The organism is Streptomyces sp. NPDC087263, from assembly GCF_044744645.1.
Lineage (GTDB): Bacteria > Actinomycetota > Actinomycetes > Streptomycetales > Streptomycetaceae > Streptomyces.
This window is the reverse complement of record NZ_JBIUYT010000001.1, coordinates 484,332-506,823: the sequence shown is the minus strand read 5'-3', so window position 1 is coordinate 506,823 and position 22,492 is coordinate 484,332. Positions and strand designations below refer to the sequence as shown.

General features: G+C 67.2%; 14 protein-coding genes, 1 other RNA gene and 1 pseudogene. 9 read left to right on the top strand and 7 right to left on the bottom strand.

All coding sequences use genetic code 11. From position 1 onward, the window contains the following. Together eda and yaaA are read right to left on the bottom strand one after the other, a co-directional pair. Nucleotides 1-645, bottom strand: a complete 645-nt coding sequence (gene eda, locus ACIPC1_RS02240; RefSeq protein ID WP_402513363.1) for a bifunctional 4-hydroxy-2-oxoglutarate aldolase/2-dehydro-3-deoxy-phosphogluconate aldolase — start codon at nt 643-645, stop codon at nt 1-3. Between the two features lie 104 nt (nt 646-749). Further along, nucleotides 750-1,550 (bottom strand): peroxide stress protein YaaA, encoded by an 801-nt coding sequence (gene yaaA / locus ACIPC1_RS02235; RefSeq protein WP_402512528.1) that lies wholly within the window; start codon nt 1,548-1,550, stop codon nt 750-752. Between the two features lie 100 nt (nt 1,551-1,650). On the opposite strand from yaaA, the gene ACIPC1_RS02230 reads away from it, so the two are divergent. Next, a complete protein-coding gene (locus ACIPC1_RS02230) occupies nt 1,651-3,081 on the top strand; it encodes an RNB domain-containing ribonuclease (RefSeq protein WP_402512526.1) in 1,431 nt (476 codons plus the stop codon). Here ACIPC1_RS02230 and ACIPC1_RS02225 read toward each other — a convergent pair. Then, nucleotides 3,032-3,658: a hypothetical protein gene (locus ACIPC1_RS02225; protein ID WP_402512524.1), complete on the bottom strand. Its 627-nt coding sequence runs from the start codon at nt 3,656-3,658 to the stop codon at nt 3,032-3,034. The two genes, ACIPC1_RS02230 and ACIPC1_RS02225, sit on opposite strands and share 50 nt — an antisense overlap. Beyond that, a complete protein-coding gene (locus tag ACIPC1_RS02220) occupies nt 3,655-4,449 on the bottom strand; it encodes a MerR family transcriptional regulator (protein WP_402512522.1) in 795 nt (264 codons plus the stop codon). Before ACIPC1_RS02220 ends, ACIPC1_RS02225 begins: the two co-directional genes overlap by 4 nt. A gap of 133 nt (nt 4,450-4,582) precedes the next feature. Between ACIPC1_RS02220 and ACIPC1_RS02215 the strand changes: the two genes are divergently transcribed. From ACIPC1_RS02215 to rnpB, 3 genes and pseudogenes are all read left to right on the top strand, one after another. Continuing rightward, nucleotides 4,583-5,404 (top strand): AraC family ligand binding domain-containing protein, encoded by an 822-nt coding sequence (locus ACIPC1_RS02215; protein ID WP_402512520.1) that lies wholly within the window; start codon nt 4,583-4,585, stop codon nt 5,402-5,404. A gap of 63 nt (nt 5,405-5,467) precedes the next feature. After that, nucleotides 5,468-6,247, top strand: a pseudogene (locus tag ACIPC1_RS02210) (DMT family transporter); the annotation flags it as partial. Between the two features lie 130 nt (nt 6,248-6,377). Further along, nucleotides 6,378-6,790: RNase P RNA component class A (gene rnpB / locus ACIPC1_RS02205), an RNA gene on the top strand. Between the two features lie 205 nt (nt 6,791-6,995). Here the strand turns inward: rnpB and ACIPC1_RS02200 are convergent. After that, nucleotides 6,996-9,179, bottom strand: coding sequence for a UvrD-helicase domain-containing protein (locus ACIPC1_RS02200; RefSeq protein WP_402512518.1), 2,184 nt, complete (start codon nt 9,177-9,179; stop codon nt 6,996-6,998). 100 nt (nt 9,180-9,279) lie between these two features. Between ACIPC1_RS02200 and ACIPC1_RS02195 the strand changes: the two genes are divergently transcribed. From ACIPC1_RS02195 to ACIPC1_RS02175, 5 genes are all read left to right on the top strand, one after another. Further along, a complete protein-coding gene (locus ACIPC1_RS02195) occupies nt 9,280-11,880 on the top strand; it encodes a DUF262 domain-containing protein (protein ID WP_402512516.1) in 2,601 nt (866 codons plus the stop codon). A 132-nt stretch (nt 11,881-12,012) separates the two neighbouring features. Next, entirely contained in the window at nt 12,013-12,516 is a 504-nt protein-coding gene (locus tag ACIPC1_RS02190; RefSeq protein ID WP_402512514.1) for a DUF4365 domain-containing protein, read from the top strand. Further along, on the top strand, nt 12,513-13,712 hold the full coding sequence (locus ACIPC1_RS02185; protein ID WP_402512513.1) for a hypothetical protein: 1,200 nt from the start codon (nt 12,513-12,515) through the stop codon (nt 13,710-13,712). Before ACIPC1_RS02190 ends, ACIPC1_RS02185 begins: the two co-directional genes overlap by 4 nt. A gap of 172 nt (nt 13,713-13,884) precedes the next feature. Beyond that, a complete protein-coding gene (drmD, locus tag ACIPC1_RS02180; RefSeq protein WP_402512511.1) occupies nt 13,885-17,133 on the top strand; it encodes a DISARM system SNF2-like helicase DrmD in 3,249 nt (1,082 codons plus the stop codon). Next, nucleotides 17,130-21,335, top strand: a complete 4,206-nt coding sequence (locus tag ACIPC1_RS02175) for an Eco57I restriction-modification methylase domain-containing protein (protein WP_402512509.1) — start codon at nt 17,130-17,132, stop codon at nt 21,333-21,335. The genes drmD and ACIPC1_RS02175 overlap by 4 nt, the downstream gene beginning before the upstream one ends. A gap of 67 nt (nt 21,336-21,402) precedes the next feature. On the opposite strand, the gene ACIPC1_RS02170 is transcribed toward ACIPC1_RS02175, so the two are convergent. Together ACIPC1_RS02170 and ACIPC1_RS02165 are read right to left on the bottom strand one after the other, a co-directional pair. Beyond that, the gene (locus ACIPC1_RS02170) at nt 21,403-21,612 is read right to left on the bottom strand and encodes a DUF397 domain-containing protein (protein ID WP_402512507.1); all 210 of its coding nucleotides are present in this window, start codon (nt 21,610-21,612) and stop codon (nt 21,403-21,405) included. Further along, the gene (locus ACIPC1_RS02165) at nt 21,609-22,481 is read right to left on the bottom strand and encodes a helix-turn-helix domain-containing protein (protein WP_402512505.1); all 873 of its coding nucleotides are present in this window, start codon (nt 22,479-22,481) and stop codon (nt 21,609-21,611) included. Before ACIPC1_RS02165 ends, ACIPC1_RS02170 begins: the two co-directional genes overlap by 4 nt. Between the last annotated feature and the right edge of the window lie 11 nt (nt 22,482-22,492).

Here is a 22,492-nt window from a genome sequence, read left to right as displayed (position 1 = left end):
TCAAGCTCGCAGAGCCGCCGCTTCCCGCGCCAGGGACTCGATCCGCCCCCAGTCCCGTGCCGCCACCGCGTCCTCGGGGAGCATCCAACTCCCGCCCACACAGCCGACGTTGGGCAGGGCAAGGTATTCCGGTGCGGAGGCGAGGCCTATACCGCCCGTAGGGCAGAACCGAGCCTGCGGCAGTGGCCCCGCCAGCGACCTGAGATACGCCGTACCGCCCGCCGCCTGTGCCGGGAAGAACTTCATGTCACGCACCCCCCGCTCCAGCAGCGCCACGACCTCCGACGTCGTGGACACCCCCGGCAGGAACGGCACCCCGGACCCCTCCATGGCGGCGAGCAGTACGTCCGTCCAGCCGGGGCTGACGAGAAAGCGCGCCCCGGCGTCCACGGACTGAGCCACCTGGGCCGGTGAGAGCACGGTCCCCGCCCCCACCACCGCGTCCGGCACCTCTGCCGCCACCGCCCGGATCGCGTCGAGCGCCGCCGGTGTCCGCAGCGTCACCTCGATCACCGGCAGCCCGCCCGCGACCAGCGCCCGCGCGAGCGGCACGGCATCGGCGGCGTCCTTGAGCACGACGACGGGGACGACCGGCGCGAGGTCCAGCACGGAGGCATGCGGAGATGAGGGCAGCGGCGAAGTCATGCCGCTCATCCTGCCCGCGGTGCGCAGCATGCGCAAAGGTCATTGCACATGCTGCAATATGATGTAGCTGATGTAGCTGATGTAGCTGACGTAGCTGCGGAGACTCAGTGGACCTCCGTCACCACCACGTCCAGCGCCCACGGCCTGCCCGCCCTGCCTGGCGCCTCGACCTCCACCGCGTACCCGAGATCCCGCAACGCCTCCACCAGCTCCGCCGGACCCTTGGGAGCCGCGCCCGCCATGAGCAGGCTGCGCACGATCTTTCCCTTGGTCGCCTTGTTGAAGTGGCTGACGACGGACCGCTTCTCGACGCCGTTCACGAGCTGCGAGTGCAGCACCCGTACGGTGGCCGTCCGAGCCGCGACCTCGCCCTTCGGCCTCCAGGCGGCCGCGTACGCGGAGGACCGCAGATCGAGGACGAGCCCGTCGCCGGCCGCCTCGGGGAGCGAGGCGGCCATCGGCGTACGCCAGTACGCGCCCAGCGCTCCCAGCGCGGGCAGCTTCACACCCATGGAGCAGCGGTACGAGGGGATCCGGTCGGTGACCCGGACCGCGCCCCACAGACCCGAGAGGACGAGGAGCGAACGGCCCGCGCGGCGCTTGGCCGCCGGGTCGAGCGAGGCCAGGTCCAGGGCGTCGTACAGGACCCCCGTGTAGATCTCCCCGGCCGGACGCGCGCCCGCCGTCCGCAGCTCCGTGTTCTTGGCGACCTCGCCGCGCAGGCCCTCGCTCAGCCCGAGCACCTCGCGGGCCTTCTCCTCGTCGCCGAGGCACAGCTCGACCAGCTCGTCGAGAACCGCCTGGCGCGCCTCGGTGAGCCCCGGAAGCGACAGCGACTCCAGTTTCAGCGCGGTTCCCCGCCCGGAGGACGCCTTGCCTTCGGAGGGCGGCAACAGCACGAGCACGGTGGTATCTCCCTACGGTGGATCCGGCCCCGGGCAAGCCTAAGGGGTACCTGACAGCAGCCGGAGTGCCGCCCGATGCGGCGCGGCCTACGCTCGACCCATGCCTCGCCGACGCATCCGTGTCACCGGTACAGCCGAGGCCCCCTTGCGGGCCGCCCTGCGCGCACTGCGTACCGAGCTCGACGTGCCCGAGGGCTTCTCGCCCGACGCGCTCGAAGAAGCCGCGCGGGCACCTCGCCTCCCCGCCCACGACGCGACGGACATCCCGCTCTTCACCATCGACCCGCCGACGTCCAGGGACCTCGACCAGGCGATGCACCTGTCACGCCGCCCGGGCGGCTTTCGCGTCCGATACGCCATCGCCGACGTCGCCGCGTTCGTCGCACCCGGCGGCGCCCTGGACGCCGAGTCCCACCGCCGCGTGACCACCCTGTACTTCCCGGACGAGAAGGTCCCGCTCCACCCGGCCGAGCTGTCCGAGGGCGCCGCCAGCCTGCTCCCGGACCAGACCTGCCCGGCCGTGCTGTGGACCCTCGACCTCGACGCGGACGGCCGCACCGAGACGGCCGACGTACGCCGTGCCCTCGTACGCAGCCGCGCCAAACTCGACTACGCGGGCGTGCAGAGGCAGATCGACGACGGGACGGCCGAGGAGCCGCTCGCCCTGCTGAAGGACATCGGGCTGCTGCGCGAGGGCCTTGAGGTGGAGCGCGGCGGCATCTCGCTCAACGTGCCCGAGCAGGAGATCGTCGAGAAGGACGGGACGTACGAACTCGCCTACCGTGCACCGCTCCCCGCCGACGGCTGGAACGCGCAGATCTCCCTGCTCACCGGGATGGCGGCGGCCGATCTCATGCTCGCCCACGGCACCGGCGTCCTGCGCACCCTCCCCGCCGCACCCGACGGCGCGGTCGGCCGGCTTCGCCGTACCGCCAGGGCCCTGCACATCGACTGGCCGCACCACGTCTCGTACGCGCAACTCATCCGCTCCCTCGACCCGCACCGGCCGCACCACGCCGCCTTCCTCCAGGAGTGCACGACGCTGCTGCGCGGCGCGGGTTACACGGTCTTCCGCGACGGCGCCCTCCCGGAGGTCACCTCGCACGCCGCCGTCGCCGCGCCCTACGCCCACTGCACGGCCCCGCTACGCCGCCTCGCCGACCGCTACGCCTCCGAGATCTGCCTCGCGGCCGTCGCCGAACAACCGCCCCCCGACTGGGTGTTGGCCGCCCTCGGCGAACTTCCCAAGGAGATGGCCGACGGCACCCGGCGCCAGGGCACCGTCGAGCGCGAGTGCGTCGACATCGTCGAGGCCGCGCTGCTCAAGGACCGGATCGGCGAGGTGTTCGAGGGCTGCGTGGTGGACGTACAGGAGCGTGAACCCACTGTCGGGACCGTGCAGTTGGAGTCGCCCGCGGTGTTCGCCCGCCTCGTCGGCGGCCCCGCGCCGCTGCCCCTGGGGGAACGGCTGCGGGTGCGGCTCACACAGGCCGACCCGGGAGCGGCGAAGGTACGGTTCGCGCCTGCGTGAGGCGCCGGACCAGTTCGTCGGGGTCGTCCGCGTGGAGACGTACGAGATGTACGGCCTGTTCCCGGCCCAGGAAGGTGAAGTGCCTTACCGGGATGGCGAGTTCGAGGGTCACCTCGGTCTGCGCGCCCACCGGGAGGTTCAGTTCGCCGTCCTCCCGCTCGTGGGTGAAGCGCACCTCGCGGCGCACGGAGGTGATGTCCTCCAGCGGTATCCGCAGGTCGACATGGGCGCCGTTGCGCACCCGCAGGGCGCCGGAGTCCAGCACGTGGGGCCGGCTCACGCAGGCCGCATACAGGCCGATCAGAAAGACCACCGTGTAGACGTCGAGGACGAGGACGACCCGCTCCACGCGGGGCCAGTCACGCAGCAGCACGGACATGCCGACGGTCTCCACGACGCACACGAACGCAAGCCCGAACATCATCGCGGCCTGCCCGCGCGCATACCCGAACCCGCGCCCCTCACCCACCCCGTGGGGCGGCCGCCGGGCCACCCACCGCCCGAGGCCGGCGAGCAGCCGCAACTCGTGCGCGAGGAGCCGCCGCAGCAGTCGTAGCAGTCCGTACGTGGTCCTCACGGCGCACCCCTTTGCTGTTGCTGTCGCTCTTGCTGTCGCTTTTGCTTTTGCTGTCGCTCCACGACCATCCGCATCGTGCGGCGGATCGCCTCCGCCTGGGCCGGCGGGAAGTCGTCGAAGAAGGCGCGCAGGAAGCTGTTGTCGTCGTCCACCGTGCCCCCGGGCAGAAGTGCCTCGGGCAGACAGTCGGCAAGGGCCCGGGCGGCCTTGTCCACGCGCGGGTCGCCTGGATCAGCGTCCGCGATCTCGTCGAGCAGGGCGTAGGCCTGGTGCGCCCGCTCCGCCGCGCCCGGTGCGTCGAACGCGTCGCGCAGCACCGCCAGAAGCCGTTCCCGTTCCTCCGGGGGCGCCGTCATCTCGATGAGCGCCAGCATCTCGCGGTCCTTCGCGGCCATGGCGGACTCGGCGCTGTGGACCATCTCGCTGAACAGTGCGGCCAGTTCGGGCGAGACGGGCCCTTCGGCGGGCACCCCCTGACGCATCAGCGCACGCAGTCGCTCCCGTCGCTCCCGGATCGCCTCCTCCTGCCACGCCAGATCCTCGTCCAGCTCCGCGAGCACCTCGGCGAGCTCGCGCCCCGCGTCGTCCGCGAGCACGTCCCGCACCTCGGCGAGCCCGAGCCCCAGCTCGGTCAGCCGCCGGATCCGGGCGAGGACGACGGCATGCCGCAGCCCGTATTCGCGGTACCCGTTCGGCCGCCGCTCGGGCTCGGGCAGCAGCCCAAGATGGTGATAGTGCCGCACGGTCCGCGTCGTGACACCGACAGCCGTGGCGAGTTCTCCGATCCGCATGGCCCCAGTAGAAACGTTGACGTTGCGGCAGGGTCAAGCGACGCTCTGAGCTCGTAACCCGCGCGCGGCATGGAAGCGGGGCGCTCGGGTGTTCAACGTCTGGGGGTGACTCGATGCTGGGGAGCGATACGAGGTGAGCGGAAGTGAGCAGGCGCTCTGGACCAGGGCGACTCTCGGGCGGGACGGGCGCCCACTCGATCTGCTGACCGCCCGCTTTGACCGGCACCGGTACGCCCCGCACGCCCACGCCGAGTTCACCATCGGGGTCTGCGTCGACGGCGCCGAGCTCATCGACTACCGCGGCGGCCGGATCCGTACCGGACCGGGCTCGATCGTCGTCCTCGCCCCCGGTGAGGCGCACACCGGTGGGCCCGCGGCCTGCGAGGGCTACGCGTACCGCGCGATGTACCCGGACGCCTCCCTCCTCGCCGAGGGCACCCTCACCCTCCCGCACTTCCGTGAACCGCTCCTCGACGACCCCGAACTGGCCGCGGCCCTGCGCCTCGCACACACCGAACTCAGCCTCTGCCCCGACCCGTTGGAGGCCGAGTCCCGCATCCCATGGCTGCTCACGGCCCTCGCCCGCCGCCACTCCACCGCCCGCCCGGTGTGCGACGAGATCCCGGGAGCGGGCCACATCGCCCACGCCGTACGCGACCGCCTCGCCGACGAACTGCAGAGCCCGCCTTCACTCGCAGACCTCGCCGCAGACCTCGGCCTCTCCCGCTACCAACTCCTGCGCGCCTTCCGTACGACGATGGGGATGCCGCCGTACGCCTGGCTCGCCCAGCACCGGGTGGAAAGGGCCCGCGGGCTGCTCGAGGCCGGGCGGCGCCCCGCCGAGGTGGCCGGCTTGGTGGGCTTCGCGGACCAGGCACATCTGACGCGCTGGTTCCGGCGGGTGCTGGGGGTGACTCCGGCGGCGTACCGCACGAGTGTGATCCCGGTGGCTTAGCTTCACGACCGCTCGCGCAACAGTGTTCAAGACAGGCCCGTTGCCCCCGCCGAGACTGCTCCCATGACTGCACGCGGCTGGCTTCTCTTCTCCCTGATGGGAGTCCTCTGGGGCATCCCCTACCTGATGATCAAAGTGGCGGTGGACGGGGTGTCCCCGTCGATGGTCGTCTTCACGCGCTGCGCGCTAGGTGCCGCGCTCCTGCTGCCCTTCGCCATACGGCAAGGGGGCCTGGTCCGCGTCGTACGGACGCACTGGCGCCCGATGCTGGCCTTCGCCGTCATCGAGATCATCGGCCCGTGGTGGACCCTGACGGACGCGGAGCGCCACCTGTCCAGCTCCACGGCGGGCCTGCTGATCGCGGGCGTACCGATCATCGGCGTCGTCCTCGCCCGCTTCTTCGGTGACACGGAACGGCTCGGCACCCGGCGGATCACCGGCCTCGGCCTGGGCCTGGCCGGCGTCGCGGTCCTGACCGTCCCGCACCTCACCGGCGGCGACGCCCGCTCCCTCGCGGAGATGCTGATCACGGTCCTCGGCTACGCCACGGCGCCCCTGATCGTCGCGCACTACCTGGAGCCGGTCCCGACGCTCCAGCTGATAGCCCCGTGCCTGCTGCTCGCGGCCCTGGTGTACGCCCCCGCGGCGGCGCTGACCTGGCCGTCCGAGGCCCCCTCGGCGTCCGTGTTGGCCTCCCTCGCGGGCCTGGGAGTCATCTGCACGGCCCTCGCCTTCGTCGTCTTCCTCGAACTGATCCGCGAGGCGGGCGCGACCCGGGCGATGGTCTTCACGTACGTCAACCCGGCGGTGGCGGTGGCGGCGGGCGTGACCTTCCTGGACGAGTCCCTGACCGCGACGGTCGCGGTGTCCTTCGCCCTGATCCTGGCGGGTTCCTTCCTGGCCGCGGCGGCTTCCGGACCGGCTTCCGGATCGAATGGGGTCACCCGCCCGGTACCATGGTCGACACGGCAGACGAGCCGGGCGGACGGCCGCGTGGAGGTTCTTGTGGATCTCCCCGAGGAACGTCCGGGCTCCACAGGGCAGGGTGATGGCTAACGGCCACCCGGGGTGACCCGCGGGACAGTGCCACAGAAAACAGACCGCCTGGGACTTCGGTCCCCGGTAAGGGTGAAACGGTGGTGTAAGAGACCACCAGCGCCTGAGGCGACTCAGGCGGCTAGGTAAACCCCACCCGGAGCAAGGTCAAAAGGAGCCGCCGCTTCGAAAGAAGTGCGGCTCTGCGCGGACGTTCGAGGGCTGCCCGCCCGAGTCCGCGGGTAGACCGCACGAGGCCGGCGGCAACGCCGGCCCTAGATGGATGGCCGTCTCCCCGGCCGCCGCGAGGCAGCCGGGCGACAGAACCCGGCGTATAGCCCGACTCGTCTGTCATCAGGGCTCTGACCCGGCCGTATGGCCTGGTTGGGGCCCTTTACCACGCCCCCACTATGCAGGCCTTGGGCATTGGCTTGCATGAAGACTTCACCTCGGCCTTCTCCTGGAGGACCGCAGATGAGAGAACAATCCTTACGATCCATCGCGCACCATGCTCACGCCCTCTGTTTTGAGGCGCTTTGCCTGACAGGATGGGCGGTCACCTGGCACCAGCTGCTGGCAGGAATGGGCTACGTTCACCGTGCCACGAAACACGCAGCGCCTCACGTGCCCGGGTACAAGCGACGAACAGCAGGCTCAACTCACTCAGCATGTCTTCTTGGTACTGCTGAGCATCGATCTCTTCCGCTGTGACCGCGTTGCGCATGGGGACGACGCCGTCACTGACCCCGGCGACAGCCATGCACCGGAACTCCAGGCCCTTCATGCGGTGCATCGTTCCGATGCGGATCCCGTCACTTGTCGTTGATGACGTGCCGAGAACAGTGGCCGGTACCCCCGCTTGCCGCAGAGCTTGCGCGATGTCCTTGCCTAGCTGGATGAAGCGTACGGCGACTCCTACTTCGTCCGGTGCCACGCCAGCTTTGACCCAATCATCGATCTGGGCCACCAGGCCTGCGATCTCCTCGGGTTTGCTGTCAGCGCCGCTGGTCTGTGGCGTTGCGCCGTGGAGTGTGGATCTATATCCGATGAGGGCCTCGTCTCCGCCGTCCATATCGTCGACGCGCTCTCCTATGAGGAGGGCAGTGGACCAGGCCAGGATTTCTTGGGTGGTGCGGTAGTTGATGCGTAGACGAGCCGAGCGTCCGGTCACTGAGATTCCAAGGCTTCGGAGTGACACCTTGTTTCCGTAGATCCGCTGGTAGGCGTCGCCCGCGATGAACAGATCGTCCGGCCCTGATGGGACCAGAGCTCGCAGCAGCCGCCACTGCGACGGGTGAAGGTCCTGCGCTTCATCGATCACCACATGCCGGTAGCGACGCGGTTCTCCCTGCTCGTCGAGGAGACGAGCAGCTTCCGCGCACACCTGGAGGAAGGTCCACTCGTCGGCCTGGCGCAACTCAGTGGTGAAGGCTTCGATCGCTCGCCACACCTGTGCACGTTTCAGAGGCCCTAGTGCGGCACCGCGTCCGCTACGGGAGGCTTTGAGATACGCCTCGGGCGATCGCAGGTTCTGCGCGAGCACGACGTGCCGCCACTCCTGGTCGAGGAACGCATCGGTGAAGTCGATGCCGAGGCGACGGGCAATGCGTGCCCAGCGTGCTGTGACGTCTCGTTGACCTGTGACGATCTTCAGTGGGGCTTTGCGAGCCGCTCGCACGATTTCGTTGGCCAGCGCGTCTACGTTGACGACGCGGATCCTGGCGCGCAATTGAGCATCGGGGATCAGTAGTTCAAGGCTGTGGCGGAGGTCTGCGGCGAGATCCCGCGTGTAGGTGGTCAGCAGGATCGACTCGTCCGTGGCGTCACTCGGTAACTGTCGTGCCAGGTGCAGCGCGCGGTGAAGGGCGACCACTGTCTTTCCCGTCCCGGGACCGCCTGTGACGCGTGCGGGTCCGTTGTACGAGGACCGGTAGGCCACACGTCGCTGGCTCGGGTGGAGGAACACCCGCCATGCGTCGAAGGGCTTGGCCAGAATCTCCATCAACTCGGTGGGTCCGGAGACGAGAGCGATTCGTCCTTGCGAACGGGCCATCGCGACAGACAATTCGTCGTGAATCTTCGGCGCGCTCGACTCGTCCTTACCCGCGACGACACTGATCTGTTGGGAGACGCTGGGCCCAGCGTGCTCCAGCTGTACCTGGACCACTTCTCGCCATACGTCTTCCGGCTCCATACCGGCGGCGAGACCGGCCAGAACGTCGTACTGCTGCTCGGGCAGGACCTTCCGCAGCGCTTCCAGATGTGCCTCCGTGCCCAGATGCCTTAAGAGAGGCAGGAGGTCGACGTCGACCCCCAGGCGGGTCAACTCCTTGTCGCTGACGTGTCCGAAGAGCCGCTGGGTGTCGGTCGAGGCGAGACTCCGTACGCCGGCGGTCGCCCGCTCCAGGGCGACGTCGTTACGAAGCTCGATGCCCTGAGTGGCTGAATTGATGGTGGCGCGGTGTTTGACCGCCCAGGCAATGGCGTCGTCGTGCGGCATCACTTTGAGCAGCAGGAAGCTGTCGCCGGACTCGGGGGCGAGGACGACACCACGCATGAACTGGTTGATCCGGATGGTCCGGATGCGAGGGTCGCGTGCCTTCTCCAGTTTTTCGAGATGCAGACCGGCGTGCCGGTGCTCCTGGAATTTATCGAACACTTCACGGACGCGCCTTTGGACTGGTTTTTCCAACTTGGCGAACTCCATCAGGAAGTCCTTGTGGATTCCCAGCGTCGCCATCAGCGCCCCCGCTCTGCGGTCCGTCAGTTCTCCTGATCACCGTACCCGGATGGGGAAGAATGGCCACCTGGTCCGGAACACTCGGGGGGAGAACAAGCGCGTGCATGCTCAAGAGACCACGTTCAGCAAGCTCGTTCAGGGCGAGAAGCAGTTCCAGGTTCCGCTCTACCAGCGCACCTACAGCTGGCAGCGGGACGAGCTGCAACAACTGTGGGACGACGTACTGGAGCTGGTTGAGGACCAGTTGGAGGGAAGGCCGCCTACCGCTCACTTCTTGGGCTCTGTGGTGCTGGCGCCCGGAAGGATCACCGCGGGTGGCATGCAGCGCTGGCTCGTTGTCGACGGTCAGCAGCGGCTCACCACGCTGATGCTCGCCTTCACGGCCTTGAGGGACGGCCATCGGGCCCGGGGTGCGGACAAGAAGGCCGCCCGGATCCACGACCTCCTGTTGGTCAACAGCTACCGGGATGGGGACGATCACTACCGCCTGCTTCCGACGCAGGCCGATCGGGATGCCTTCACCGCCTGTGTGGAATCCTCGCCGAAAGCCGGCGGACCGGGAAATGTCGGCGGCGCGTACCGATTCTTCCTTGGGGCGCTCGCCGCAGGTGAGGAGAGCGGTGGTGAGGCATGGACAGACGCTGTGGAGACAGTGCTGAGCGGCCTGCTGTCCATCGTCGAGATCACCGCGGCCGAGGGCGACAACGTCTACCGGATTTTCGAGTCGATCAACAACACAGGCGTGGGCCTGAGCCAGAGCGACCTGCTGCGCAACTACCTCTTCATGTGTCTGCCGAGTCGCGGCGAGTCGGTGTACCGCAACCTTTGGCTGCCCATGCAGGAGCAACTCGGCCCGGAGAATCTCGAACTACTGGTCTGGCTCGACCTGGTGGTGGGCGGTAACAGCCGGGCCAAGCAGAGCGAGGTCTACCGTGACCAGAAGAAGCGTCTGGAGCCGTTGAGTGGCAATGAGACAGCGCTACAAGTAGAGATCGACACGCTTGCCCAGCGGGCCGGACGACTGAAGCGGATTCTGGAGCCCGACCTTGAAGGCGACCTGGAACTGCGCGAAGTACTGGACAGACTCACACGGTGGGGCGGTCAGACTCACTATCCCCTCGCCCTGCATCTGCTTGACCTGGTCGACGCTGGTCAAGCCACAGCGCACGAGGCGGCACTGGCGTTGGCGTACGCCGAAAGTTACATGGTGCGACGCCTGTTCGCCGGGCTCTCTACGACCGGCAGCAACCGAGTCTTCATGGAGCTGCCCAGAGAGCTGGAGAAAGAGTTGGGCAAGGACGGCTCCCCGGCGGAAGCCGTCCGTCGGTTCCTGTCGAGGAACAAGACGGGGGCGCGGGCCTGGCCAGGAGACGAGGCTGTGCGTGAGGCGATTCGCACCCGGCCGTTCTACAAGTTCGGCCGGAGCAACCAGCGGTCCCAGGTGCTCCGCAGACTGGAGGAGAGCTACCGTTCGAGCGAGCCTGTCGACTACGTCAAGGCGAAACTCACGGTGGAGCACGTGCTGCCGCAGAGCCCCGCTCAGCAATGGTTCGAACTGCTCGCCGAGGAAGCCGAGGACGGTCAGAGCTCCGATGAACTGCATGCGCTGCTCGTTCACACGCTGGGCAACCTCACGCTCTCCGCGGACAATGCACGGCTCTCGAACCACCCCTTCCGGCGCAAGCAGGAGATCCTCGACTCCAGCGCCCTGCGTATGAACCAGGGAATCGCCGCGCAGGAGCGGTGGGGCAGGACGGAAATCCTCGCCCGCGCTGATGAACTAGCCGCACGAGCAGTGCAGTTGTGGCCCGGACCCATCGAGGGCATGGTCCATGCCGACGACGAGTGGGTCGGCTGGAAGGAGCTGAGGGCCGCGCTCCTGGCCATGCCTGCGGGGACGTGGACGACATACGGGGACGTCGCCGCGCTGATCGGTACCCATGCCGTAGCAGTGGGAAGTCACTTGGCGTCCAAGCCGGGATTGCATGGTGTTCACCGAGTCCTGACAGCCGATGGCCGTGTCTCGGAGGGCTTTCACTGGGCCGCAGGTGACCAGTCAGTGGACCCGCAGACTCTCCTGGAAGCCGAAGGCGTTCCTTTCGACGATTCGCGTCGCGCTCGTCGGTCTCATCGGCTGACCAGCGCGGACCTGGCCACTCTTCTCGGCAAGGAGGTCGCTGGCGACATCTTGCCGACTCACGATCTGGACGAGGAACAGCAGGCAGCCGCTGCTCGTTTCGAAGCCCAACTGCGTGACAACCAGACGCCGGAGACTGTCAAAGGGGTAGGAGACGCGCTGCGGTTCTGGGAGCAGCAGGGAGGCTATCGCGCCTACGGCAAGGCAAGCGAGACAAGTTGCTTCCCGACTCTCGATGTCGGCAACGCGCTGGAATCGCGGAAGCTGTGGCCGCTGGCGATCTATCCGGTCACGGGCACGGTCGAGACTGTCTTTGAGCACCTTAAGCGGCGCCCACCCTTCGACGACGAGCCTCTGCGGCGTGAGTTGATGGCCAGGTTGAACAAGATCGACGGGATCGATCTCGCTGAGGCAAAGCTGGACCTGCGTCCCTCCTTCCCAGTGGAGGTCTTCGCCGCCCGCAGCGACGAGATCTGCGCCGTCCTGGAATGGTTCGTCCACACAGTGGCCTTGGCGGAGGCTCGACGGCCGATGCCGGACGATGACGGATCCGCCACGGTTTGACACCTCGGGGGCTGGCCGGAACTCGGCCTTTCTGGAAGATCGTTGCTCGAGTAACCTGCGCGGACAGTGAACGATGTGTCACTCCGGGCGTAGGCGCGTGACGGGTGGCCTGCGACCGGAGCGCGGGGGCGCATGGAGCTCAACAACCACCAGGGCTGGTACGGGGAGACGTTCGTGGCGGCCATAGCCGCCGCGGCCGGCTTCCAAGTAGCCGTTCCCTACCCGGACATCGGCAAGGACCTCATCCTCGGCCGGGACCACGAGATGCCGGAACTGGATGTCCAAATCGCCCTCCAGGTGAAGTCCCGTCGAGTCGGTGAGTTCACTTCCACCGACTCGGGCTTCAAGATCCCCCTCCCGATCGAACAGTTCAAGAGGCTGCGGGGTCGTAGACAGGTTCCGTGCTACCTGGTGATGGTGGTGGTCCCTGCTAATCCACACGAGTACATCCGCACTGATGAACGAGCCCTGATCCTGCACCACTCGGCGTACTGGTTGTCCTTGGAGCACCATTCCATGCCGGTCCAGCAGGGGCAGAAGACCCTCACTGTCACTGTGCCGCGCGACAATCTGCTCACAGTCGACGCTTTGCGCGATTTCTTCGACCGTGCGTGCGAGGAGGTGCCCCTGCCATGACAGCAGTCGGAGTGCCCGAGCACGAGTTGGAGCGCCTGCGCCCGAGGGATGTGGCGCACTACCTACGCAGCAGGGGATGGAAACCGGGCAGCAGGATCCGCTACAGCCGCCGCTGGGAGCTGGAACGAGGAGGGCAGCATCACCGTGTGCTCCTCCCTCTGGACAGTGAACTCGCCGACTACGCAGACCGGATGGCGGATCTGATCGGTGCGCTGTCCGCCACGGAGGGGCGGCCGCCGTCTGTCGTTCATCAGGACCTGACGCTGACCAGCCTCGACGTGCAGTACATCAGGACCATGCCACGCACACCGTCGGGCACGATCCCCGTACAGGACGGTGTGCTGGCGGTGACCAGCGCTCGGGATCTGCTGATGGCCGCGGCCTGCGACACCGTCGCGGAGGAACACCGCCTTGTGCAGCCGCGACGCAAGCCGCAGAGAGCGAAGGAGTTCGTGGAGAGCGCACGGTTCGGCCCCACCGCTCCAGGAAGCTACATCTTCACGGTCCAAGTACCCCTGCCCGAAGCCACATCGGAGGGGTCGCTCTTCGAGGATGTCCCCGAACTGGACGTGGCACCGGAGCCGTTCGCCCGCCAGGTGTCACGCCGGATGTACGAGGCGGTGACAGCGGCACGTACGGCGGCCGAGCAAGCGGCGGTGGCAGATGACTCCTCCCCCTTCTCTGACGGCGTGGAGCAAGGAATTTCCGCCGACCTGTGTGAGGCTCTGGCCGGAATCGGCGGGCAGGACAGCCGTAATCCTCAGGCAGGGAACGGCAATCGCCAGACCGGCCACGGGTTCTCGCTCGACTTCGCCTGGTCGCCACGATGGCCGGTGCCGTACGAGAGCTCAGTCGCGGAATTCCCTCAACGCCTCGTGCCCGTGTTGCGGGAAGGTGCCCAGGACCTGCGGCGTCTGGAACCGGACCGAGGCGTGACCATCGTGGGTCGTCCGACCAAGCTCAAGCGTGTCGCCAACTTCGGGCCAGGTGAGGTCACGGTAGAGGGACGGCTGATGCAGGAGAACGGAGATCTCGTCGGCCAGCAGCGCCAAATCCACCTGCACCTCACGGAAGAGGACTACGACCGGGCGACTGACGCCCATCGCACCCGGCGCGACCTGAAGATCGAGGGCGATCTCACCCGGCGCGGAAACTTCCACGAGCTGATCAACTTGTCCGGCTTCGACGTGCTGTGACGAAACCTGTACCGCCTGTATGAGGCGGTGCCACAGTAGGCGCAGTGATTCGGCGCCGGGCAGGGAGCGCCGGGGCCCTGACCGAGTGCGTGTTTGAATTGCTGTCTTTGACGGGATTCGCCCAGGCCGACGCAAAACCAGGCCAGAGCGGCGTAAGGAGCGCGGAGAGCCGATGACGACTTCCTCGACCACCGACCTGGCGGGAGTGGCGCAGCGAGCGGTCCGCCGCCGTGGTGACGCCCAGGACCCGACGGCAGTCCCCGAGATCAGCGACCTCGTCGAGGTACGGGGCCAGCGCTGGGTGGTGGCCGACGTGGACCTCGGTGAGTTGGAGAAGTTGGACGACGGCGCCAGCAGGGGCACCACGCTGGTCACCCTCAACAGCGTCGAGGACGGGCGCTACAACGACACCCTCTCGGTCATCTGGGAGGTCGAGCCGGGGCGGCGCAGGCTGCCCGCCGGCTCCCTCCCTGATGTGACCGCAGGCAGCTTCGACCCGCCCGAACGCCTCGCCGCCTTCCTCGACGCGGTCCGCTGGTCGGCCGTGACCTCCGCGGACGTACGCACGCTCCAGGCGCCGTTCCGCTCCGGTGTCGCCGTAGAGCCGTACCAGCTGGAACCTGTATCACGCGCTGTCGCCGCACCGCGCGTGAACCTGCTCCTCGCCGACGACGTCGGCCTCGGCAAGACCATCGAGGCGGGCCTCGTCGCCCTGGAGCTGATCCTGCGCAATCGTGCCCACAAGATCATGATTGTCTGCCCGGCCGGCCTGACCGTGAAGTGGCGGGATGAGATGGCCGAGAAGTTCGGCCTGGACTTCACGATCATCGACTCCGAGCGCAGCGCCGAAGTACGCCGCAGTCACGGCAGCGCGGCTAACCCCTTCAACATCTTCCCGCAGTGCATCGTCAGCCTGCCTTGGCTGCGCGGCCCCAAGGCGCAGCGCCTGCTCGCCGAAATACTCCCGGCCGAGAACACCGACGCGGCGACCCCCACGAAGCGCATCTTCGACCTGCTCATCCTCGACGAAGCGCACCACGTCGCGCCCTCCGCACCCAAGCAGCTCTACCCCGTCGACTCCCAGCAGACCAAGCTGATCCGCCGCCTCGCGCCGCACTTCGAGCACCGGCTGTTCCTGTCGGCCACCCCGCACAACGGCTACCAGGAGTCGTACACCGCCCTACTGGAGATCGTCGACAGTCAGCGTTTCGCCCGTGGCGTCGAGCCCGACCCGGCAGCGGTCAAGGACACAGTCGTACGTCGCCTCAAAACCGACATCCGCGAGCCGGACGGCACCCGCCGCTTCCTGGAGCGCACGACGGTCGCCCTGCCCGTCGAGTACACCGACGACGAACGCCGCATCCACGGCCTCCTGAAGCAGTACGCCCAGCTGCGCCGCGCCAAGCTCGGCACCCGCTACAAGGGCGGCCGCAAGGCGGCCGACCTGGTCACCCTGCTCCTGAAGAAGCGACTGTTCTCATCCCCGGACGCCTTCGCCCGCACCATCGCCGTATACCTCCACACGCTCCGCACGAAGAAGCAGCAGGCAGCCGAGGAGATCGAGGACTGGCAGGAGACCTTCTTCGACGACTACGCGGACTACGACGACGAGCCGCTCGCCGAAGCCGAGGATGACGCCATCTCCCGTGCCACCACGCTTCAGCCGAGCACCGACAGTGACGAGGCCGGCCTCCTTGAGGAGATGCAGGACTGGGCACAGCGCCACCAGGCCCAGGCCGACTCCAAGGCCCAGGAACTCATCACCTATCTCAAGGCCAACTGCCTGACAGCGGACGGCAAGCACTGGCTCAACGAACGCGTAGTGGTCTTCACGGAATACCGAGACACCCAGATCTGGCTCCAGAACCTGCTGCGTGACCACGGACTCGGCGGCGACCGAGTATCCCTCCTGCACGGTGGCATGAACACCGACGACCGCGAGCAGCTGCGCCTCGCCTTCCAGGCCGAGCCCGCCGAGAACGAGGTACGCATCCTCCTCGCCACCGACGCCGCCAGCGAAGGCATCGACCTCCAGCGGTACTGCCACCGCCTGGTCAACTACGACATCCCGTTCAACCCCAACAAGCTGGAACAACGCATCGGCCGCATCGACCGCTACGGCCAGCTCACCGCCCCTGAGATCGTCCACTTCATCGGCAGCGGCTACGAGAAGGCAGCTGACAACTACGAGGCCGACCTCGAATTCCTCGCCCGCGTCGCCAACAAGGTCGCACGCATGGAAGAGGACCTCGGCAAGGTCAACGCGGTCCTCGCCGATGCCGTACAGCGCAGGATGACCGGCGACCTCCGCGCCGACTTCGATGTCGAGCGGGCTGAGGCGTACGCGGGCCGCAAGGCCAAGCGCGGCGGCAATGTGACCGCCGAGCGCGATGTCCAGGCACAGGCGCAGCGGCTGAAGGACCAGGTCGACGCCACCGTGAGCACGCTCGGCATCACGCCGGCGAGGGTCGCCCGCGTGGTTTCCACAGCTCTTCCGCTCGCCCGCCAGCAGAACATCACCCCGACCATCGACGAACGGGAATTCACTCCCGGCTTCTACGAAGTCCCCACGCTCACCGGCTCCTGGGAGCGCGCCAGTCAGGGACTCGCGGACAAGCTGCGTCCGGAGATCCAGCGCCCCATCACGTTCGACGCACAAGGCGCCAAAGGCCGCGACGACGTGGTCCTCGCTCACCTCGGTCACCCTCTGGTCACCATGTCCACGCGCCTGCTTCGAGCGGCCGTATGGAACAAGGACCAGACAGGCCTTGCCCGCGTGGCCGCCGTCGTCAGCGACCACCCGGAGCTGGAGACCACCCTCGTAGGAGCCTTCGCCCGCTTCGTTCTGGTCGGCGCGGACGGTGTACGCCTCCACGAAGAGGTCCTCCAGGCAGGCGGCTGGCTCCGCGACGACGAGACGTCAGGCGGCCCGCTCCGCTTCAACCGCCTTGAAAAGATCACCACGTTGCGCGAGATCCTCGACAACGCACTCGCCAACGCCACCAAGGCGTCCACACTCCTTGAGCGCCGTATGGCCGACGCCTGGCCCCAGGTGAGCGAGGGTGTGGTCTCCTCCCTGGAATGGCGCGCTCGCAACCGCCAGACCGCGCTGGAGGGCCGTCTCGAAAACCGTCGCCGTGAGGAGACGGAGCGCATCGCCGCCAACATCGACGCCTTCCGCGCCTCGCTGCGCGCCGCCATCGGTAAACCGACCGAAGAGGAAGGCCAGTTGGAGCTCGCCTTCGACGAGGCCGACCAGCAGCGCCGCGACCGCGAGAACTGGGCGAAGCGGCTCGATGCCCTGGAGACCGAGAAAGAACGCGAGTTCGCCTCCATCGCCGCGCGCTACGCCCAGCCCAAACCGCTGCTGTTCCCCGTCGCCGTCGTCTTTGTCGTTCCCCGCCGGGAGGCCGTGAAGTGAGCACCACCGTCCGTACGATCCACGGCCGCGGACGCGCCCGCAGCGGGGCGCCGCTGCCCGACGGCAAGCAGCAGCATCTGGACTGGCTGAGCCTGGTCGACGTATCGGGACCGTTTCTGACGCTGCCCGTGCTGCTGAAGATCTGGCCGCAACTCGACTCGATCGACAAGCCTATGCGTACGCAGCTGCGGTACGAGCATGGTGTCTGGCTGTCCGATCAGGAGGTGGGGCAGGAGGCGTGGATTCACTTCCTCCTGAGCGAACTCCTGGGCTGGGGCGACGTGTTGAGGGAGGGCGCGGCACTGACCGACGCCCTCGCTGTAGACGTCCCGGAGCACGACGAGAGGGTCGCCCCGACCTTCGCGCTGCTCGACCCGGAGAGCGATGGAGACGACACGGTCTCGCTGGTGGCCGACGTTTCGATGCTCGGCCTGACGGTTCCGGCTGGCCAGCACCCGGCCCGCCGCATCCCGGACTCACCCTGGTCGGCCACCCCGATCGACCGCATGGCGCATCTGTGCCGTCACCACGGCATCGAACTGGGCCTGGTCACCGACGGTCGCTGGTGGGCGTTGGTGTGGGCGCCGCGCGGTGGTGTCACGACGTCGGCCGTCTTCGACACGGTGGCTTGGACCGAGCAGGCCGAGCGCGTGGTCGTACGAGCCTTCGTGTCGCTCCTGAACAGGCGCCGCTTCTTCTCCGTCGGTGACGACGAGATGCTGCTCCCGCTGCTGCGGGAGTCGCTGGACAGCCAGGAAGACGTGACGGACGCCCTCGGCGTCCAGGTCCGTCAAGCCGTCGAACTCCTGGTGGAAGCCGTCGGCCGGGCCGACATCAGCGAGCGCGCCAAGGGCGGCCGGGGTCTCGCGGACGTCCCCGCGCAGGAGGTCTACCGGGGCGCGGTCGCCATCATGATGCGGGTGGTGTTCCTGCTGTTCGCCGAGGAGCGCGGCCTGCTTCCGAGCGACAACGCGCTGTACACGCAGGCGTATTCGGCCAGCCGCCTCGCCGAGGAACTGGAACAGCGCGCCAGGGAGACCACCGAGGAGGACCTAGAACAGACGAGGGCCGGCTGGCACCGGCTCATCGCCCTCTTCAACGCGGTGTACGGGGGAGTGGAGCATCCCAAGCTCACCATGCACGCGTACGACGGCTCGATCTTCGACCCCAACGCCTACTCCTGGCTGGAGGGGCGAGGAACGGGCGAGGATGCCCCGAGCGATCCCCTGCCGATCGACGACCGGACCGTCCTTCACATGCTCCAGTCGGTGCAGCACGTCTCGATCGGCACAGGCAAGAAGCGGGAGCGACGGCGGCTGACGTTCCGGACGCTGGACGTCGAGCAGATCGGTTACGTGTATGAAGGCCTGCTCTCCTATCAGGGGCGGCGGGCCGAGGACACGGTCGTCGGGCTGGTCGGCAAGCCGGGGCTTGAGGCGGAGGTGCTGCTGTCCTGGCTTGAGGCGAAGGCGGCCGGTGTCCGGGAGCCGGCGGACCTGGGGGCGCTTCTGGCGGAGGAGTACAACAAGACGACGGGGATCGGGAGTGCGACCAAGGTCGCCAAGTCGCTTGCTCCGCTGGGTGATTCGGAACGCGAGGCCGCGCGGAGGAAGCTGCTCGCCGCGACGGGTGGCGACGCGGAGTTGACGGAGCGGCTGCTCCCGTTCTACGGGATCCTTCGGCGCGATCTGCGTGACCTGCCAGTGGTCATCAGGCCGGGTGCGCTGTACGTCACGGAGTCCGCACTTCGGAAGAACACCGGCACGCACTACACGCCCAAGTCTCTTGCGCAGAAGGTGGCGGACGGGGCGCTGGAGCCGCTGGTGTACGAGGCTGAGTACGGGCCGCTGACGACCTCTGACCGCTCGCTGTGGCGGCCGAAGACGTCGACCGAGCTGCTGAAGCTGAAGGTCGCTGACATCGCGATGGGCTCGGCGGCGTTCCTGGTGGCTGCTTGCCGGTACCTCGCTCATGCGTTGGTCGAGGCGTGGGCTCGGGAGAAGGATGCGCGGGCTATTGCGTATCTGGAGGCGTCGGGGTCGCTTTCTTCCTCTGCGGTGGACGCGGAGGCCGATCCGGTGATGGTCGAGGCACGGCGGCAGGTTATTGAGCATTGTTTGTACGGGGTCGACATCAACCCCATGGCTGTGGAGATGGCGAAGCTGTCGCTGTGGCTGGTGTCGATGGACCCGGAGCGGCCCTTTACGTTCTTGGACGACCGGTTGGTGGCAGGGGACTCGCTGCTGGGGATCACGTCTGTGGAGCAGCTGGAGGCTATGCATTTGGATCCGGCGCGGGGACGTCGGATTCATGGGGATGGGATTGACTTTACGGGGGGTGTTCGGCGGCTGGTGCGTGAAGTCGCTGATGAGCGGAGGAAGTTGGCGGGGATTCCGGGGGTCGGGCTGGAGGGGCTGGGAGAGAAGCGGGCGATTCTGGCGTCTGTGCGGGAGAAGACTCGGCAGGCAGGAGTGTTTGCGGATTTGGTGGTGGGGGCGGCTCTTGCGGGGGCTGGGCGGGGGGATAGGGAACGGGATCGGATGGCGTTTGAGGCGGTTACGGCGGCTCATGCGGTGGTTGATGCGGGGGATGACGAGCAATTGGCTGCGGGGGAGTTGCGGCGGGCGCAGAGGTTGGCGCGGGGGTGGCTGACTACGGGGCAGCCTGAGGGGGCGTTTGATCGGGAGCCGGTGCATTTGCCGTTGGTTTTCCCGGAGGTTTGGGATGAGCGGGATGGGTTCGATGCGGTGGTGGGGAATCCGCCTTTCCTGGGTGGGCAGAAGCTCACAGGTGCCTTGGGAGAGGTATATCGAGAACATCTAGTGGGGGAGTTGGGGCGTGGGGCACGGGGGAGCGCGGATCTGGTGGCGTACTTCCTGTTGCGCGCGCATCAATTGCTGAACGAGCAGGGGCAGACGGGACTGATCGCAACGAATACGTTGGCCCAGGCGAATACGAGGGAAGTGGGGCTCGATCAGCTAGTAGCAGAAGGGGTGACGGTCCGACAGTCCGTCAAGAGTGCGCCGTGGCCCTCGCGGAGTGCGGTGCTTGAATACTGCGCGGTGTGGACCAGTCGGGCCGCCGTCGCGGAAGGCGGCCTGCGGCTGGCGGATGGGGTGCCGGTGAGAGGGATCACATCTTCCCTTGACGCGGCGTCGCGTGTTTCAGGGCCAGCGCACCCGTTGGCGGAGAACCATGGAATCGCATTCATTGGTTCGTACATCCTGGGATTGGGTTTCAATATGGCGTCGGAGGATGCCCAAGCCCTGATCAAGCAAGATGAGCGATACAGAGAAGTGCTCTTCCCGTATCTCAACGGACAGGATCTGAATACCCGGCCTGACGGCTCGGCCAGCCGCTGGGTGATTGACTTCCATGACTGGAATGAGGAGCAGGCCAAGCAGTATCCAGTTGCTTACGAACAGGTACGCCGACTCGTGAAGTCAGAGAGGGCCGCGAACAACCGCAAGGTCTACCGTGACAATTGGTGGCAGTACGCGGAGAAGCGTCCGGCAATGCTGAAGGCAATCGAGGGCCTGGATCGCGTGCTCGCGATCACACTGAGCAGTTCCACGCAGATTCCCGTATTCGTGCGGACGGGACAAGTGCTCACGCAATCGTTGGTTGTCTTCGCTACCGATGACACGGCTGATCTCGCATTGCATTCGAGCGTGATGCAGTACCTGTGGACAGTGCAATGGTGTGCGTCCCTGAAGGGCGACATTCGATTCACCCCCTCGGATGCTTTTGTTCCTTTTCCGCGGCCCGAGCGAACCGAGATACTCCGCACTTTGGGCGCACGGCTGGACGCTGAGCGCCGAGTGGTTGTCCTTGCCCGAGGCGGGCTCACCGCCACCTATAACGGCGTCCACGACGAGACTTGCACGGACTCGGACATCACCGAACTCCGCGCTATCCACCGTGCTATTGATGAGGAAGTGGCCCGCGCTTACGACTGGCACGACCTCCTTGACCAGCCCGGCGGTCTGGACCACGGCTTCCACGACACCCGTCAAGGCCTTCGTTACACCGTCGGCCCGGTCGTCCGCCAGGAGATCCTCGACCGCCTCCTCGAAGAGAACCAGCGTCGCTACCAGGTCGAGGTCGACGCGGGCCTGCACGACAAGAAGGCCACTGCGGCCATGGCCAGGAAGGCCGCTCATCCCAAGCCTCCCGGCGAAGAGCCCCCGAGCCTCTTCTGAGCTCACCTCAACAAGACTGTGACCCCGGCGAGTTGTCCACCGGGGCCACAGTCACGTGCCGTACCGCTCAGCCCGCCTCACGGACATACGCGACGAATGCAACCCACCCCTGCGGGGCGAAGCCCAAATGCGCACCCTGCTTGTTCTTCGAGTCGCGTACGTGGATCGTGCCGACGGTAGGCGCAACCTCGATGCAGTCGGGGCCGTCGGTGCTGCTGTAGCTGCTCTTGAACCACTTCAGTCCGGCGACACTGTCGGCAGAGGGTTTGGTTGTCATGTCTCTCCCAGCATTTTCTCGATGAACGCCAGTGACTCCCGTGGCGAGAGAGCCTGTGCCCGGATGATCCCGTAGCGCGCCTCAAGGATATGGACGTCCCTTCGTTCCGCAGTCACGCGGCTGAACAGCGCTCCCTCTGCGTGCGCCACCTTGTGGCCGTTCTTGGGGTCCAACAGCCGGAAGGAGCCGCCGCTCAGCCCCGCATGGTCTTCGCGGTCCGTTGGCATCACCTGGATCTCCACGTTCCGCAACTGCCCGACCTCCAACAGTCGTTCGAGTTGCTCCCGCATCACCATCCTGCCACCGACTGGGCGGCGCAGTGTTACCTCGTCCTGGACGAAGCTCAGGAAGGGCGCGGGCCGCCGTTTGAAGATCTCCTGCCGCGCCATGCGGGCGGCCACGTTCCGCTCGATGGTGTCCTCGTCCAGCATCGGCCGGTGCATCCCGTAGAGCGCCTCGGCGTAGCTCTTGGTCTGGAGTAGGCCGTGGATCTGATGAGCGGCGTACGCACCCAACTCGATGGCATCGTCCTCCAGTCGAGCCAGGTCCCGCACTTTCTTCGGATACCGAACCTTCTCCACGTCCTCCTTGAACTCCGCCAGCATGCCCTCCGCACCCAGTACTTCATCCGCCTTGTCGAGGAACACCGGCTTAGGAATTCGCCGCCCCCTCTCAACGGCGGACACCTGATGCTCGGTGTACCCGATCGCGCTCCCCAACTCGGCCTGCGTCAGCCCCGCCCGCTCCCGCCATCGCCGTACATGCCGCCCCACCATCTCCAGGGCCTCGGACATCCCCGCATCCCAGTCCTGCTCCTCCTCCAAACCTCCCGTGCCGTCGCTCGTCTCCTCTGACTCTGTACCCGCCATGCCAGCCACCT

Coding starts and splice junctions, on each gene's coding strand:
- ACIPC1_RS02220 (WP_402512522.1), bottom strand. CDS start 4,449: ATGCGGATCGGAGAACTCGCCACGGCTGTCGGTGTCACGACGCGGACC.
- ACIPC1_RS02200 (WP_402512518.1), bottom strand. CDS start 9,179: ATGGCGACGCTGGGAATCCACAAGGACTTCCTGATGGAGTTCGCCAAG.
- drmD (WP_402512511.1), top strand. CDS start 13,885: ATGACGACTTCCTCGACCACCGACCTGGCGGGAGTGGCGCAGCGAGCG.
- ACIPC1_RS02185 (WP_402512513.1), top strand. CDS start 12,513: ATGACAGCAGTCGGAGTGCCCGAGCACGAGTTGGAGCGCCTGCGCCCG.
- eda (WP_402513363.1), bottom strand. CDS start 645: ATGACTTCGCCGCTGCCCTCATCTCCGCATGCCTCCGTGCTGGACCTC.
- ACIPC1_RS02190 (WP_402512514.1), top strand. CDS start 12,013: ATGGAGCTCAACAACCACCAGGGCTGGTACGGGGAGACGTTCGTGGCG.
- ACIPC1_RS02170 (WP_402512507.1), bottom strand. CDS start 21,612: ATGACAACCAAACCCTCTGCCGACAGTGTCGCCGGACTGAAGTGGTTC.
- ACIPC1_RS02165 (WP_402512505.1), bottom strand. CDS start 22,481: ATGGCGGGTACAGAGTCAGAGGAGACGAGCGACGGCACGGGAGGTTTG.
- ACIPC1_RS02230 (WP_402512526.1), top strand. CDS start 1,651: ATGCCTCGCCGACGCATCCGTGTCACCGGTACAGCCGAGGCCCCCTTG.